10 protein-coding genes are annotated in these 16,058 nt (G+C 36.6%); all 10 read left to right on the top strand.

The window, feature by feature from the left end; translation table 11 throughout:
* Nucleotides 1-205: 205 nt before the first annotated feature.
* The 10 genes from I600_RS09805 to I600_RS09850 all read left to right on the top strand — a co-directional run bounded on the left by I600_RS09805 (nt 206) and on the right by I600_RS09850 (nt 16,054).
* On the top strand, nt 206-3,397 hold the full coding sequence (locus I600_RS09805; protein WP_245188874.1) for a SusC/RagA family TonB-linked outer membrane protein: 3,192 nt from the start codon (nt 206-208) through the stop codon (nt 3,395-3,397).
* 9 nt (nt 3,398-3,406) lie between these two features.
* Complete coding sequence (locus I600_RS09810) at nt 3,407-5,284, top strand: RagB/SusD family nutrient uptake outer membrane protein (RefSeq protein ID WP_058104367.1); 1,878 nt, start codon at nt 3,407-3,409, stop codon at nt 5,282-5,284.
* Nucleotides 5,285-5,351: 67 nt separating this feature from the next.
* Nucleotides 5,352-8,693: a VCBS repeat-containing protein gene (locus I600_RS09815; protein WP_058104368.1), complete on the top strand. Its 3,342-nt coding sequence runs from the start codon at nt 5,352-5,354 to the stop codon at nt 8,691-8,693.
* Nucleotides 8,694-8,707: 14 nt separating this feature from the next.
* Nucleotides 8,708-10,069: a phosphatase PAP2 family protein gene (locus I600_RS09820; RefSeq protein ID WP_082642951.1), complete on the top strand. Its 1,362-nt coding sequence runs from the start codon at nt 8,708-8,710 to the stop codon at nt 10,067-10,069.
* Entirely contained in the window at nt 10,029-11,753 is a 1,725-nt protein-coding gene (locus I600_RS09825; RefSeq protein WP_245188875.1) for a CRTAC1 family protein, read from the top strand. The genes I600_RS09820 and I600_RS09825 overlap by 41 nt, the downstream gene beginning before the upstream one ends.
* 122 nt (nt 11,754-11,875) lie before the next feature.
* The gene (locus I600_RS09830) at nt 11,876-12,400 is read left to right on the top strand and encodes an RNA polymerase sigma factor (RefSeq protein ID WP_058104370.1); all 525 of its coding nucleotides are present in this window, start codon (nt 11,876-11,878) and stop codon (nt 12,398-12,400) included.
* Between the two features lie 11 nt (nt 12,401-12,411).
* Complete coding sequence (locus tag I600_RS09835; protein ID WP_058104371.1) at nt 12,412-12,831, top strand: hypothetical protein; 420 nt, start codon at nt 12,412-12,414, stop codon at nt 12,829-12,831.
* Between the two features lie 84 nt (nt 12,832-12,915).
* The gene (locus I600_RS09840) at nt 12,916-13,521 is read left to right on the top strand and encodes a TetR/AcrR family transcriptional regulator (RefSeq protein ID WP_058104372.1); all 606 of its coding nucleotides are present in this window, start codon (nt 12,916-12,918) and stop codon (nt 13,519-13,521) included.
* Nucleotides 13,522-14,862 (top strand): TolC family protein, encoded by a 1,341-nt coding sequence (locus I600_RS09845; RefSeq protein WP_058104373.1) that lies wholly within the window; start codon nt 13,522-13,524, stop codon nt 14,860-14,862.
* 25 nt (nt 14,863-14,887) lie between these two features.
* Nucleotides 14,888-16,054 (top strand): efflux RND transporter periplasmic adaptor subunit, encoded by a 1,167-nt coding sequence (locus tag I600_RS09850; protein WP_058104374.1) that lies wholly within the window; start codon nt 14,888-14,890, stop codon nt 16,052-16,054.
* Nucleotides 16,055-16,058 lie beyond the last annotated feature (4 nt).

Here is a 16,058-nt window from a genome sequence, read left to right on the forward strand (position 1 = left end):
TTAATATTTATTAAATTAACATTTTATTTTATATTTGTTCACAGTAGCATAGTGTATCATAGTCTCTTCATCTCAAAAACGCTCCCTAAAGAGACTATAACGCCTACGTCAACATAATTAACTAACAACTGTAAGAACTAACTTTATGAATTATCAAACAGACTTTTCTAAGTTTTCCATGATTCGGAATCATGTAAGCTTAACGATGATTTTATTTTTTAGTGGATTTCTCTTTATGGGTCTCCACGCACAGACAACCGTTTCTGGAACTGTTACTTCAGCTTCAGACAACATGCCGTTGCCAGGTGTTTCGGTCATTGATGCCAACAACCCTACAACAGGAGTACAAGCGGATTTTGACGGTAACTTTACAATTACCGTAGATGATGGTAGTACCAGTTTACGATTCAGCTACATTGGTTTTAAGGCTGTAGTGGTACCGGTAAACAATCAAAGTACCATCAATGTATCTTTAGAAGAGGACGTTGCCAACCTAGACGAAGTTGTTGTCGTTGGTTACGGTACTCAGAAAAAAGCGACCGTAACAGGTGCGGTAACCGCAGTACAGGGTCCGGTACTAGAAAGTTCACCGGCCATAAGTGTATCGAATTCCTTGGCAGGTAGATTGCCCGGGGTAGTAATCGTACAGACCAGTGGGGAGCCTGGTAATGACGAATCGAACATAAGTATTCGTGGAACCAATACATTAGGAAACAACCAACCTTTGATCGTTATTGATGGTATTCCAGATAGAGATGGTGGTATAGGTCGTATTAACCCAGATGATATTGCCAATATCTCTGTACTTAAAGATGCATCAGCTGCAATTTATGGAGCTAGAGCGGCCAACGGAGCAATAATCGTTACTACCAAAACCGGTAAAGCCGGCAAAATGCAAATAAATTATAAGGCTGATTTTGGTATAACCAGACCTACAAGAGTACCAGAAATGGCAAGTGCGGTAGAGTATCAAACTATAATGAATGAATTGGCGATTTATAACAGTAATATTCCTTCATCACAATGGGGAGCTGCAAATACCGCTTTTCAAACCTCAGGTAGTTATACTATACCAGGTAGTGATCCTGCAGAAACCGTAAACGCTGCATTTAGTCCAGAAACAATCAATAATCATAGAACCAATGCTGATCCATGGTTATATCCTGATACGGATTGGTTTGGTGCCACTTTTCAAGATTGGGCGGAACAACAAAGACACAACCTATCCATAAGCGGTGGTAGTGAAGATCTAAAATATTACGCATCTGTAGGTTATGCAGATCAAGGCGCTATATATAAAAACTCGGCCAACAGATACCAACAGTATAATTTTAGAATCAATACCGATGCTAGAATTAATGAATACCTGTCTACTAAACTAAGTATGGGATATAGAAAGGAAGATAGAACCTTCCCTACTGAAGGTGCAGGTGCTATCTTTAGAATGTTGATGAGAGGTAGACCAAATGAACCTGCAATATGGCCAAATGGATTACCAGGACCTGATATTGAAAATGGTCAACAACCGGTGGTAGTTACAACGAATGCTACAGGGTATGACAAACAACCAACAGATTACCTACAATTTACAGGTTCTTTGGATATTACCAACCCATGGGTAGAAGGTCTTAAACTGACATTATTGGCAGGTGTTGACCAAAGCCAGTTACGTAGAAAACTATGGCAAACACCATGGACTCTTTATTCTCTTGACCGTGCAAACTATATTGCTACCGGTGTACCGGAACTAAGCGGATCTATACGTTCCAACTTTACAGATGCAAGATTATTACAATCATCTAATAATGTACTAAACACTAACCTAACCGGTTTATTAAGTTATGACAATACAATTGGTGATGACCACACCATTAACTTATTGGCCGGTGTTACCCGTGAGAATTTTCAAGGTGAATTTTTCTCAGCATTTAGAAGAAACTACCTTTCTACCGCTGTTGACCAGTTAGGAGTAGGTGGTGAAATTGCACAAGAAACGGATGGTTTCGGTTACAACAGAACACGTTTAGGTTACTATGGCCGTGCCCAGTATAACTTTAAAGAAAAATACTTAGCCGAGTTCATCTGGAGATATGATGGTTCATATATTTTCCCAGGTAATGATCGTTTTGGGTTCTTCCCAGGATTGTTAGTTGGTTGGAACATTAATAATGAAGATTGGTTCAACGTTGACTCTATTAGCTACTTAAAGTTAAGGGGTTCTTACGGTGAAATGGGTAATGATCAAGTTTCATTTGACACCAACGGTGACGGTGAAATAACCGATGATGAATTACAAGAATATGCTTACCAATCTATTTACGAATTTGGTCAATACCCAATAAATGGTCAAGTACAAACGACTTTATTTGAAAACCTCTTGGCTAATCCTAGCTTTACATGGGAACGAGCTAAGAATTATAATATTGGTTTAGACGGTATTGTATTGGACGGAAAAATGAGTTTCACCCTTGAATATTTCTTGAACAAACGTGATCAAATTCTAATTCAAAAAACAGGTTCTACCCCAGGTTCTTCTGGTATTTCAGACCTTTTACCTCCTGTAAATGCAGGTAAAGTAAATAACGAAGGTTTTGAATTTGCGTTGAACTATTTTGGTGGTAGCTTTGATGGTTTTAAATGGGATGTTGGTGTAAACGGAGGTTACGCACAAAATACAGTTGAGTTCCTAGATGAAATTCCTGGTGCTCCAAGTTACCAATTACAAGAAGGAAAGCCTATTGGCTCATATTTAGTATACGAGTCTGATGGTGTATTTATTGACCAAGCTGCCATTGATTCCAATCCACTAGATTATAGTGCTGTTAAGCCAACATTAGAGCCAGGTGATATGAAATTTAAAGATATCAACGGAGATGGTGCCATTAACGACTTAGATCAAGTAAGGTTAAAAAATAGCATCAACCCTAACTTTAACTTTGGTGTTACGTTTAACGCTTCATACAAGAACTTTGATCTTTCTGTATTATTACAAGGAGCTACAGGGGCTAAATTATTTATCCAAACAGAATCTGGTGACATAGGTAACTTTTTAAAGTACAGCTTTGACAACAGATGGAGTCCAGACAACCCAAGTAGCGTTCATCCAAGACTTGCCAGTCGTGGAGACACCTACTATACAGGTGGTGATTATGGCAATAATACCTACAACTTATTTAGTAAAGATTACCTAAGACTTAAAAATGTTCAATTGGCATACAACTTTCCTTCAGAATTGATTGAGCAATTTGGTCTATCTAAATTTAAAATATATATGAGTGGTCTAAACTTGGCTACATGGGCGGCTCAAGATATATATGATCCTGAATCGACAAGTAATGACGGTCAGTTTTATCCACAACAGACTATTATTAACACAGGTTTTAGTTTAACATTTTAAAAAAAAATCATGAAAAAAGGAAAATTAGTACTCTTAGGCCTACTGACTTTAGCGTTAGTACCTATTTCGTGTAATGAAGATTTTTTAGAAACGCAGCCATTAGATTCAATCTCGGCAGATGCCACTTGGGCAGACGGTGCGTTGGCACAAGCATTCGTATTCAACGTCTATGCATCCCTTGGCTATGGAGGGTTTGAAGAAGAAGGTTTGGCTTCATTAACGGACGAAGCAATGTTTACACACTCTGGTAGAGGAGTAAACGTTATTACAGAAGGTTCACTTTCCCCGTCGGGTACGGGTAACGTGAATATCATTCCACAATGGAACGAATTATATTTAGCAATACGAAAAGCGAATATAGCTTTACAAGAATTACCAAATTCAACTTTTGATGATCAAACATTGAAAGACAGGTTAACGGGTGAAGCACATTTTCTAAGAGCGTATTATTACCATCAATTAATGCGCTATTACGGTGGCGCACCATTAATTGATGCCCCTTACGGCTTAGATGATGACTACTCTATAGCTAGAGGTACTTATGCTGAAAATGTAGATTTTGTAACCAGTGACCTTGACAAAGCCATTTCATTACTGGAAGGCAAAGAGGTTACACCAGGTAGAGCATCTATGTTAAGTGCTATGGGGTTAAAATCTCGTGTATTGACATATGCCGCCAGTGATTTGCGCGACGGACCTACAGCGAGCGCTAAGTCGGCAACATTAGGTGGATATTCAAATTTAGAACTGGTTGCATATACTTCTGGGGACAGAGATGCAAGATGGAACGCTGCAAAGACCGCTGCCAAGGCCGTTTTAGATGCGACCACTGGTTACAAGTTAGATTTAACCGAACCTGCAAGTGCAGAAGAAGCGACTGAAACATACATCTCTATTGCTATGGGAGGTGGAAGTGCCGTTGGTGATGCTGCTGCAAGATCAGAACTATTATTTGAAAGAACACATTCGCCTCTATTTACACAAGAAAGTAATTGGCCTTTAGGTGGAATTCACCAAGGGATCAACAATGGACCTAACGGATATCATAACTGGGCAGGTAACACACCTATTCAACAATTGGTAGACGACTATCAAATGATGGACGGTTCTGATTTCGACTGGAGCAATGAAGAACACGCGGCTGCACCATATGAGAATAGAGACCCAAGAATGGCCGCAACTATTCTTTATGATGGAGCAGCATGGAAACCAAGACCAGATGATGTTGCCTCAATAGATCCTTATGATGAAATACAGACAGGTACATATGCAGATGGTAGCGGAGGAATAATACCTGGTGTTGATATGAGAGATTCACCAATTGAAAACTGGAACGGAAGTAGAACCGGTTATTATGTACGAAAGTTCATTGATCCAGACCCATCTTTAGTGGACAATCAATCTAGTGCCCAAGTAGTACCATGGCCATTTATTAGATATACCGAAATAATATTGAACTATGTAGAAGCTTCTATTGCACTTGGTGATGAAGGCGAAGCGAGAAACTGGCTGAACAAGATTCGCTTTAGAGCAGGTATGCCGGCACTTACCTCATCTGGAACTGAGCTTTTAGAGGATTACATCAATGAAAGAAGAGTTGAATTGGCATATGAAGAACACAGATACCATGATGCACGAAGATGGATGATCGCTGATCAAACTTTGGGCAGGGGCATTAAGGTTATGAAAGTAACAGCTACCCTTAAAGCTGGTGCAACACCAAGAACTCCTTATCAGTATGACACATCTGTATATGATTACACCTATACCGTTGTAGACAATAATGATAATGAAACCAGAACTTGGGACGATAAAATGTATTTCATGCCTATAAGTAGAGATGAAATCAATAGAAATAACCTTTTGATTCAGAATCCAGGTTATTAGTTTAGTTTAAATTGAGTTAAATTAAAGATCTATTCCTTTTTGGAATAGATCTTTTACTTTTAAACAAATGACAAAAAATCTAATCTTCTATATTCTTATAATTTTCTTATTACATCAAAGCTGTACAGAGAAAGTTAAAAAAGATGAAACCTCTTCAATAATTAACAAGATTGAAGAACCAACCCTATTCACTCTTTTATCCGAACATGAAACGAAAGTAACTTTTCAAAACACCTTAAAGGAAGGGTTAAATGCCAACGTATTGGTTTACGAATACCTCTATAACGGCGGTGGTGTAGCTACAGGGGATTTTAATAACGATGGTCTTCAAGACTTATATTTCACTTCTAACATGGGTGAAAATAAATTCTATTTAAATGAAGGCAATTTCACATTTAAAGATGTTACTACAATTTCTAAAGTCGCCGGTAGACCTGGACCTTGGAAAACAGGCATAACCTCTGCAGATGTAAACGGAGATGGTAAATTAGATCTGTATCTATGTTATTCAGGGGCCTTACCAGATGCAAAGCGTAAAAATCAACTTTTCATCAATCAAGGGAATGATGCCAACAACGTACCAATTTTCAAAGAACAAGCGGAAGAATATGGTTTGGCCAGCGCTGCTTTTAGCAATCAAGGATATTTCTTTGACTATGATAAAGACGGTGATCTAGATATGCTTTTACTAAACCACAATCCAAAATCTTTACCTGTTTTAAATGAAGTAAGCACTAAACAGTTTTTAAAAAAAGATGACCCTTATCAAGGTATTAGGTTGTTTGAGCAAAAAAATGAGAAATTTTATGATATAACCCAAAAAGCAGGTATTAGTGGTTCTGCATTAACCTATGGATTAGGTATAGGTATTAGTGACATTAACAATGACGGTTGGCAAGACTTCTATGTTTCTAATGATTATACTGTACCAGATTATCTCTATATTAATAATAAAAATGGCACATTTACAGACCAACTAGGTGATCAAATGGGACATACAAGTCATTTTTCTATGGGCAATAATGTAGCCGATATCAATAATGATGGCTTGCAGGATATTTTCACTTTAGACATGTTGCCTAAAGATAATAAGCGCCAAAAATTACTTTTATCGCCAGATAATTATGAAAAGTTTGATCTAAATATTAGAAGTGGTTTTCATCATCAATATATGCGCAATATGCTTCAGTTGAACAATGGCGACAATTCATTTAGTGAAGTAGGTCAACTAGCCGGTATCTCAAATACAGATTGGAGCTGGGCTCCACTTTTTGCTGATTTTGACAATGATGGTTTTAAAGATCTATTCATTACCAACGGATATTTTAGGGATTACACCAATTTGGATTTCATCAATTACATGGACAGTTTCGTACAATCTAAAGGCAGACTACAACGGCAAGATGTTTTAGAACTTATAAAAGAAATGCCAGCATCTAACCTGACCAATTTCTATTATACCAATAAAGATGGCGTCCACTTCAATGATCAATCTCAAGAAGCAGGTATAGCCCAACCTGCCAACAGCAATGGTGCCATATATACTGATTTAGATAATGATGGTGATCTAGACCTCGTTATTAATAACATTAACAAACCGGCATTTATTTATAGGAATGACACCCAAAAAGGCAATGGCAATTTCTTAAACATTCAGTTAAAAGGAAACCAAAAAAACACACATGGTATTGGATCAAAAATCAGTATCTACGCCAAAGGAAAAACCCAAGTACTTGAGCAAATGCCAACCAGGGGATATCTTTCGACCGTATCATCGATTTTACATTTTGGATTAGGCGACATAACTACCGTAGATTCTTTAAAAGTAACTTGGAACTCTGGAAAAACGGAGACTATTGAAGCACTTTCAGCGAATAGAACAATTGAGCTGAATGAATCCAATGCCCAAACCTTGGAATTGGCTCAAAAGAAAAGTAAAACGTTGTTTTCAACTGTACGCAATTCCGTTAATTTTGAGCACAAACCATCTTCTGTAAATGATTTTAAACGACAGTCGCTCTTAATAAAACAATTATCTCATAGTAGTCCTCCTATTGCTAAAGCAGATTTAAACAATGATGGGTTAGAAGATATTGTCATTGGTGGCGGCGTTGATCAACCTACCGCCATATATCTTCAAACTAACAATAAAAATTTCAATCAAAAACCAAACGCAGATTTTGACCTAGACAAGGCTCATTTTGATACTGATATTGCAGTACTTGATGTTAATAATGATGGTCATCTAGATATTTATATGGCGAGTGGCGGATATCATAACCTAACCGCTAATGATCCTCTATTACAGGACAGGCTCTATTTGGGCAATGGGAAAGGGAATTTTAAAAAGGCTCATAATTCATTACCACAAATGACCATAAGCACCGGATCGATTTCATTTTCAGATATAAACAATGATTCGCACTTAGATATATTTATCGGTGGTTATAATGTTCCTGGTCGCTTTCCTGAAATACCAAGAAGTTATATTCTTATCAATGACGGTAAAGGAAGTTATGTAGACAAGACCAATGAAATTCAACCCAACTTACAATATCCTGGTATGGTTACCGATGCCACTTGGGCAGACATGGATGGTGACACTATAGAAGATTTAATTATAGTTGGTGAATGGATGCCCATAACTATTTTCTTGACTAAAAATGGCAAATTGATCAATGGAACAGACCAGTTTTTTGAAAGTGATTTAAATGGGTTCTGGAGCAGCGTTCTTGTTGAAGATTTAAATAAAGACGGCAAACAAGATATTATTGCAGGAAATATTGGTACCAATACACAATTCACAATAGACAAAGACACTCCGGCTGAATTGTATTATTCCGATTTTGATAATAACGGTTCTATTGATCCCATTCTAAATTTTTACATTGACGGTAATAGTTATCCATATGTTACCAGAGATGAACTGTTAGGACAACTATCGAGCAAAAGACAGAAATTTAACAGTTATGAAAAATACGCTGATGCGCAGATAACAGACATTTTTAATGATACTGAATTGAAAAAGGTGAAAAAATTAACTGCAACACACCAAGAAACATCCCTATTTTTAAGCACAACAGATAAAAAGTATACAAAAGTTCAATTGCCATTACAAGCTCAATTTTCCCCGGTTTCAGAAATTATTGCGGAAGATTTTAATCAAGATGGTAATTTAGACCTGCTACTTCTTGGCAACAATGATTATTATAAGTTACGTATAGGTAAATTCGATGCCAACTATGGTACATTACTTTTAGGTGATGAAAATGCCAATTATAAGTACATTTCCCAATCTAAATCTGGTCTATCCATAAAAGGAAGTAATACCAGAGGTATTATCATTGACGATAAACTAATACTTACCAACTACGGCAAGTCAATACAAACATATCAACTAACAAAATAGCTTTATAAATAACAATGACCATTTATAATAAAAACATACTTGGCAGTACGCTCTTACTATCACTACTTTTAATGATTACAGCTTGTTCTACAGAAGAACAACCAAATATGAGTGAAAAAGATGTTGCTACGGAATGGGCCAACATGACTTTGTACATTACACAATATACCCCATCTAACTCCCCTACATTTGCCTCAAGAGCATTTGGTTACACCGGTTTAACCATGTATGAATCTATAGTACCAGGTTATAAAGAATATAGTACAATGAACAATCAGGTTACTGGTCTAACCATGTTACCAACAATAGATACGGACAAAGAATATAATTGGATACTATCTCTTAATGCAGGTCAGTCAGAAATATTGAAGAATATTTATGTTCAAACATCAGATGAAAATATCCAAAAAATAGATTCCCTTGAACAGGTTGTTTACAATCAATTTAAAACAAGTGTTGCTCCAGAAACGGTGAAGCGCTCTATAGAATATGGTAAATCTGTTGCAAAAGTAATTTTTGAATGGAGTAAAACAGATGGAGGTCATAGAGGATACTTATACAATTTTGACAAATCTATGGTTCATCCAGACAGACCGGGAGCATGGAAACCACCATTGTTCGCACAGTCTTTTAGCCATCATCCATTACACCCACATTGGGGCGAAAATAGAACCTTTGCTCCTATCAATAAAACAATTGAGGATCCACAAATGATACCTTATGACACACTTCCAGGGTCTGCCTACTACCAACAATTTGAAAATGTTTATCTAAAAGATTTAGAATTGACCCAATTAGAAAAGGAAGCTGCCATTTGGTGGGGAGATGACCCTGATGTTAGCTTTACACCGCCTGGTCACTCGTACTATTTTGCTACGTTGGCAGTAGATGGGCATGACCTTTCACTTATAGAAAGCACCCAAGTGTATGCCCAAGTAGGCATGGCGGTGGCAGACGCTTTTATTAATTGTTGGAAATGGAAATATCTTTTCTTTACGGAAAGACCTAATACCTTTATCCCAAAGTACATTGATGAAGAATGGGAATCTTTTTGGCCAGACCCGCCATTTCCTTCATTTCCATCTGGACATGCAATACAAGCCGCCGCTGCCGCAACTATATTAGAACATAATTTTGGCAAGGAATTCACTTTTACCGATAGGGCACACGAAGGAAGAGAACGAGATGAGTTAAAAGAAACCGATTTTGTCGTTCGTTCTTTTGACACCTTTTGGGAAGCTGCACAAGAAACTGCTGATTCTAGATTTTACGGCGGTATACATACTCAACTTGACAACGAGGTAGGATTAGAAAAAGGAGTGGAAATCGCAAAAAATGTTTACACCCTTCAATGGAAGAATACAAATGAAAAATAACACCACTATAACGCACACATATTTTTTGGCAGTACTTTTTTTCTGCGGATGCCTAATTAACGCACAAGAAACTTTTGTTGATGTTACAGAGCATGCAGGTATTGAACACCAATACGAAGTATATGAAGGAACATTTGGTGGCGGTGTAACCGTTTTCGACTTTAATAACGATGGCTTTGAAGATCTTTATATCACTAGCGGTATACAAGCGGACAGATTATATCTAAATAAAGGAAATGGTACGTTTGAAGACGTTTTTAAAGGCTCTGGTCTAGAGGTTACCAATGAGTATGTTACCCAAGGTGTGGTCAGTGCAGACATCAATAAAGATGGGTTTAGAGATTTGTTCATTACAACAATCACAACTACCGATGGTAAAAATGTAATACCTAGGGCAAAAAATCTATTGTTTCTAAATAATGGAAATGCCACGTTTACCGACGTTACAAAAGCATATGGTTTAGAAGAATTCAACTCTTTTAGTACAGGTCCAAGTTTTGGAGACATAGATGCCGACGGATACCCAGATCTTTTTGTTGGCAATTACTTCCAAGAATTTACCGGAAAACTAGGTATTATAAAAGACGCAACTATAGTTAGTGCAAACCAAACCGCAAGAAGTTATTTACTAAAAAACAATGAAGGTAAAAGCTTTAAAAATGTGTATGATGACTATGGCTTAGGTCATAAAGGTTTTGGGTTTGGTGGTGTTTTCACCGACTTCGACAATGATCAAGACCAAGACTTATTGGTGAACCAAGATTTTGGTTACAAAGCAGTGCCCAACTTCCTGTACCAAAATGAATATCCTAATGATCGCTTTGAGGACGTAAGCCAGCAAACCAAAATGGATTTAAAGATCAACGCTATGGGAGCGGCTGTTGGTGATTACAATGGGGATGGATGGATGGACTATTATGTTACCAACATTAAATTCAATATGCTTATGGAAAACCAAGGCAATGGTAATCCGTTTGTAGATAAGGCTAAAGAATTGGGCACCTACAATTTAGCCATAAGCTGGGGCGCCAATTTTGCCGATTTTGATCATGATGAAGATTTAGACCTTTTTGTTTCCAATGGCGATTTAAACCCCAACTGCACCCCAATGGGCAATTTCTATTTTGAGAACAATGCCAATACGTATACCGAAAAGGGACGTGAACTTGCTATTAACGATTATGGTATTGGTAGAGGTTCGGTAATTTTTGATATGGACAATGATGGAGACATGGATTTACTGGTCGTAAATCAAAAACCTATTCTAAACTATCCTATTGCGTCAACCACCCGCTTATTTAGAAACGACATTGCAAGAGGAAATTGGTTAAAAATAGCTTTAAAGGGCGTACAAGCAGAAAGCAATGGTATTGGTTCTAGGGTAACGGTAATTGCGAACGGTAAAAAATTCATTAGGGAAATAGATGGTGGTGGGTCTAGTCATATTTCTCAAAACTCGGTCATTGCACATGTTGGCCTGGGTACAACTACCAAAATAGATTCCGTCATAGTAAACTGGTCTGGTGGCAACAATCAAATTATTACCAATATTAAAGCCAATCAATTATTAGAAATTGTAGAAACAGCCCAACCCAAAAAGCCCTTATTCAATTTTTGGTACTTCATTGGTGCTCTATTTTTAATAATTACAGTCCTATATCTATACCGCAACAAGAGAAGTTAAACAGCTGATTATATTATCTTTACACATTTTACAAAATTAATTTTTAAAAAAATTCCTTAAAAATGCAATAGGTTTCAAATTCTGCGTCTTTATAAGTGAAGACCAATTGAAAAAGCTCTTGGATGGCATCTGACCAAAAAGATAACACAAACCTGAATAGTTTTTTTGAAGAAGAATATAGCTCGATCAAGCGCTACATTCAATCTAAAATTAAACAAACATCAGAAAGTGATGCCGAAGATATTATACAAGATGTTGCTTTACGTATTTTCTCTAGACCTATAGACGCCTTACCAATACATAACATTGGTGGTTATGTGTATAATGCCGTCAAAAATAAGATTACAGATATATTACGTACCAAAAGAACACGGTTTGATGACCAAGAGCAACTAGAACAACTCTGGACAGATTTTACCTATTTGTTCTATGATCAATCTTCAAATGAATACCCTGCACTAATACAAGAAAAACTAAAGATTGCCATAGAGGAATTAAAGCCTGTCTATAGGGATATCATAGTTGCAGTTGATTTTGAAAATTACAGCTACAAAGAAATTTCAATGGAAACCGGTATACCTCAAGGCACACTAATGTCCAGAAGACATAGGGCACTTTCAATACTTCTTAAAAAAATAGAAAATTAAAAAATAGCATTATGAAATCTAATTTGGAAAAAACCATGGAAAAATCAGCTCAATATTATGTTTATAAAGCGTTCAAAATTCTCATGTATATTTTACTAGGGATCATTATAGTCTTTTTAGTAGGCTACATTGTTATGCGTTTATGGAATTGGCTTATGCCAGATATTTTTGGATTACCTCAAATAGACTACTGGAAAGCTCTTGGCATACTACTATTATCTAAAATAATCTTTGGTTTTGGTGGTGGTGATGGTCCTAACAGCAAAAAAAAGAAAAAGGATAAACACAAGAGATTTTCAAAATTTGATCCATGCAAACCTATGAGAACAGATTTTTCCAAGTGGAAACACTATGATGAATTCTGGAAGAATGAAGGCGAACAAGCTTATAAAGAATACGTGGCACGTAATGAATCTATAAACAACGGATGAAGTTTCTAAACGACATTAACAAATTGTAAAACTTTGGAAACTTTTACAGTTTCTAAAGTTTCCTGATGTATATTTGCATTCGTTATGAAAGAAAAAATACGGAATACGGCATCACAGCTATTCTTGGAACGCGGTTTTAAAAGTATAACAATGGATGATATTGCCAATGAAATAGGCATGTCCAAAAAAACGATCTACAGCGAATATGAAAATAAGACTTCGCTTGTTGAAGATTGCGTTATGGCTAAGTTTTGTGTTTTAAGTGAGGGTATAGATCTAATAATAGCTATGGAAAAGAATGCTATTGAAGAATTATATGAGATCAAAAGATTTGTAATGTCCCATTTGAACAACGAAAAAAGCTCTCCTCAATACCAATTAATGAAATACTACCCTAAAATCCATAAATCGCTAAAACTTATGCAATTTGAAAAAATGCATAAGTGTGTGCTTTTAAATGTAGAAAGAGGGTTAGCTCAAGGGCTTTTTAGAGATAATGTAAATCCTGAATTTGTAGCCCGAATATATTTTAGCGGAATGAACACCATTAAAGATCAGAATATTTTTCCTTTAGACCTTTTTCCTATATCTGAACTTATGGATTCATTTTTGGAATATCATATACGAGGTATAGTTACTCCTAAAGGGAAAACCATATTAAATAACATCATCAATTCAAATCAAGAATAAATGCGAAATCAATTAGTAATCTTAATCACTGTTCTAAGTCTAAACTTAGGTCTATCACAAGAACAGACGTATTCTTTTACCTTAGATGAGGCAATTCAATTTGCTTTAGAAAACAACTACGCCGCTATAAACGCCAATAGGGACATCATAGATGCTCAAAAGCAAAAATGGGAAACTATTGCGGGTGGCTTACCTCAAATAAACGGATCAGTTGGGTATCAAAACCAGTTAAAACAACCCGTTACCCTTTTGCCAGCAGAGCTTGTTGGGGGTGCGGCAGGTGAGTTTATTCCGGTAGTATTTTCCCAACCCCAATCTTTGACCGCTACGGCAACCTTAACCCAACAAATTTTTGATGGGTCATACATTGTTGGTGTTCAGGCAACAAAAGCCTTTTTGAGCTATAGTGCCAATAATAAAGAAAAAACAGATCTAGATGTTAGAAAACAAGTAGTTGAAGCCTACGGCAACGTTTTATTGGCAGAAGAATCGGTAAAGATTTTAGAAAAGAATAAGGCGAACCTTGAAAAAAACCTTTATGAAACAACCAAATTGTACGAAAACGGGTTAGGAGATGAAGAAAGTGTAGACCAACTTCAAATAACACTTTCTTCTGTAGAAAACCAATTACAAAATGCACTTAGACTAAAAGAGATTACCTTACAAATGCTCAATGTTAGTTTAGGTTTAGACTTAAATGCACCAACGCAACTACAAGAAAAACTAGAAGACCTTACCGTTTCTAAAATGGATCTTAGCATACTAAGTACAGCTTTTAATATCAGCGACAATGTAGATTATAAACTTGCCGAAAACTTAAACGAGCAACGTTATTACGAATGGAAATTGTCTAGAAGTAGAGCCCTACCCACTTTAAACGCTTTTGTAAACTACGGTAGTTCTTCCTATTCAGAAAGTTTTGATTTCTTTAGTGGAGACCCAGAGTGGTTTGATTCTTCCATATTGGGCTTTGATCTAAACATACCAATATTCAGTTCTTTAAAGCGTAGTGCCAGTACACAACGTGCAAAAATTGCGTTAGAAAAGGCAAAAACACAATTAACGGAAGCAGAACAACAGATTAGATTGCAGTTAGAGAACGCCAAGAACGACTATACGTTGGCCATTAACAATTATGAAACGGCAAAACAAAACCTGTTACTTTCTGAGCGTATAGAAAACAAAAATCAAATTAAATACAAAGAAGGATTGGCTACCAGTTTTGAGTTGCGCCAAGCACAAACCCAACTATATACCACTCAACAAGAGTTTTTACAGTCAATGGTTGAGGTTATCAATAAAAAAACGGATCTAGAAATTATACTAAATACAAAATCCTAAATAATCAATCATAAAAAAAACGATCATGAAGAAATTACCTATTTTATTAATAGCCGTCATAGGCCTTTACTCATGTGGTGGTGAAGATCAATCGGTAGCTGAAATTATTTCGGGACAAAACCTTGAGGCCATAAGAGCCAAAAAAAATGAAATAACTACCCAGCAAAAACTGATAGATGCCCAACTAAAATCTTTGGACTCTGCAATTGCCATTTTGGGCAATGAAGAGAAGTTACCTTTAGTAAATACATTAACAGCCAAAAAGGAAATATTTAATCACTATCTGGAATTGCAAGGAGATGTAAGTACCAAACAGAATGTACTGATCTACCCAGAAATGGCAGGTACCTTACAAAGGGTATACGTTAAAGAAGGGGACCGTGTAAGCAAGGGACAAGTTCTTGCAACCATAGATGATGGCGGAATGTCAAGTCAATTAAACCAATTAAAAACACAGGCATCTTTAGCCAAAACTACTTTTGAACGTCAAGAACGTCTTTGGAATCAGAATATTGGATCGGAAATTCAGTACCTACAGGCAAAAACGAATTATGAAGCGGCCGAAAACATGGTATCACAAGCGCAAAGCCAGTTAGGCAAGTCTACGATCAGAGCTCCATTTTCAGGAATCATAGACAATGTAATTAAAGACCAAGGTACTGTGGTTGCACCAGGACAGGGATCTGAGGTATTTCGCATAGTTAACTTGTCTGATATGTATATTGAAGTAGAAGTACCAGAAGCTTATTTAGGCAATGTTACAAAAGGAAAGGAAGCTTTGGTCTATTTTCCTATACTAGGTGATAGCGTTGTTACTAAGATCAGGGAAACGGGTAATTTCATCAATCCGTCTAACCGTTCTTTTGAAGCTGAAATACCGGTACCGAACAAAGAAGGTAAAATTAAACCTAATCTTTCCGCAAAAGTGAACATTAATGATTACACCAGCGAAGATGCAATTTTGATACCAACAAGTATAATCTCTGAAAATGCAGAAGGGGAACAGTATGTATTTGTTGCAGATGAACCAAATGCAGATGGAGAATCGGTCGTAAAAAGAACCATAATCACCACAGGTAAAACCCAAGGTGCAGCTATAGAGGTCTTAACAGGATTGAACGACGGAGACCATATTATCAAAGAAGGCGCAAGAAGCGTCAAGGATGGTCAAAAAGTTAAAATTAAAAAATAAAGAT

Source organism: Maribacter dokdonensis DSW-8 (genome assembly GCF_001447995.1).
Taxonomy (GTDB): domain Bacteria; phylum Bacteroidota; class Bacteroidia; order Flavobacteriales; family Flavobacteriaceae; genus Maribacter; species Maribacter dokdonensis.

What these genes read in the sequence shown, in the direction of transcription:
- I600_RS09850 (WP_058104374.1), top strand. Translation starts at nt 14,888, where the DNA reads ATGAAGAAATTACCTATTTTATTAATAGCCGTCATAGGCCTTTACTCA.
- I600_RS09805 (WP_245188874.1), top strand. Translation starts at nt 206, where the DNA reads ATGATTTTATTTTTTAGTGGATTTCTCTTTATGGGTCTCCACGCACAG.
- I600_RS09845 (WP_058104373.1), top strand. Translation starts at nt 13,522, where the DNA reads ATGCGAAATCAATTAGTAATCTTAATCACTGTTCTAAGTCTAAACTTA.
- I600_RS09820 (WP_082642951.1), top strand. Translation starts at nt 8,708, where the DNA reads ATGACCATTTATAATAAAAACATACTTGGCAGTACGCTCTTACTATCA.
- I600_RS09825 (WP_245188875.1), top strand. Translation starts at nt 10,029, where the DNA reads ATGTTTACACCCTTCAATGGAAGAATACAAATGAAAAATAACACCACT.
- I600_RS09835 (WP_058104371.1), top strand. Translation starts at nt 12,412, where the DNA reads ATGAAATCTAATTTGGAAAAAACCATGGAAAAATCAGCTCAATATTAT.
- I600_RS09815 (WP_058104368.1), top strand. Translation starts at nt 5,352, where the DNA reads ATGACAAAAAATCTAATCTTCTATATTCTTATAATTTTCTTATTACAT.
- I600_RS09840 (WP_058104372.1), top strand. Translation starts at nt 12,916, where the DNA reads ATGAAAGAAAAAATACGGAATACGGCATCACAGCTATTCTTGGAACGC.
- I600_RS09830 (WP_058104370.1), top strand. Translation starts at nt 11,876, where the DNA reads ATGGCATCTGACCAAAAAGATAACACAAACCTGAATAGTTTTTTTGAA.
- I600_RS09810 (WP_058104367.1), top strand. Translation starts at nt 3,407, where the DNA reads ATGAAAAAAGGAAAATTAGTACTCTTAGGCCTACTGACTTTAGCGTTA.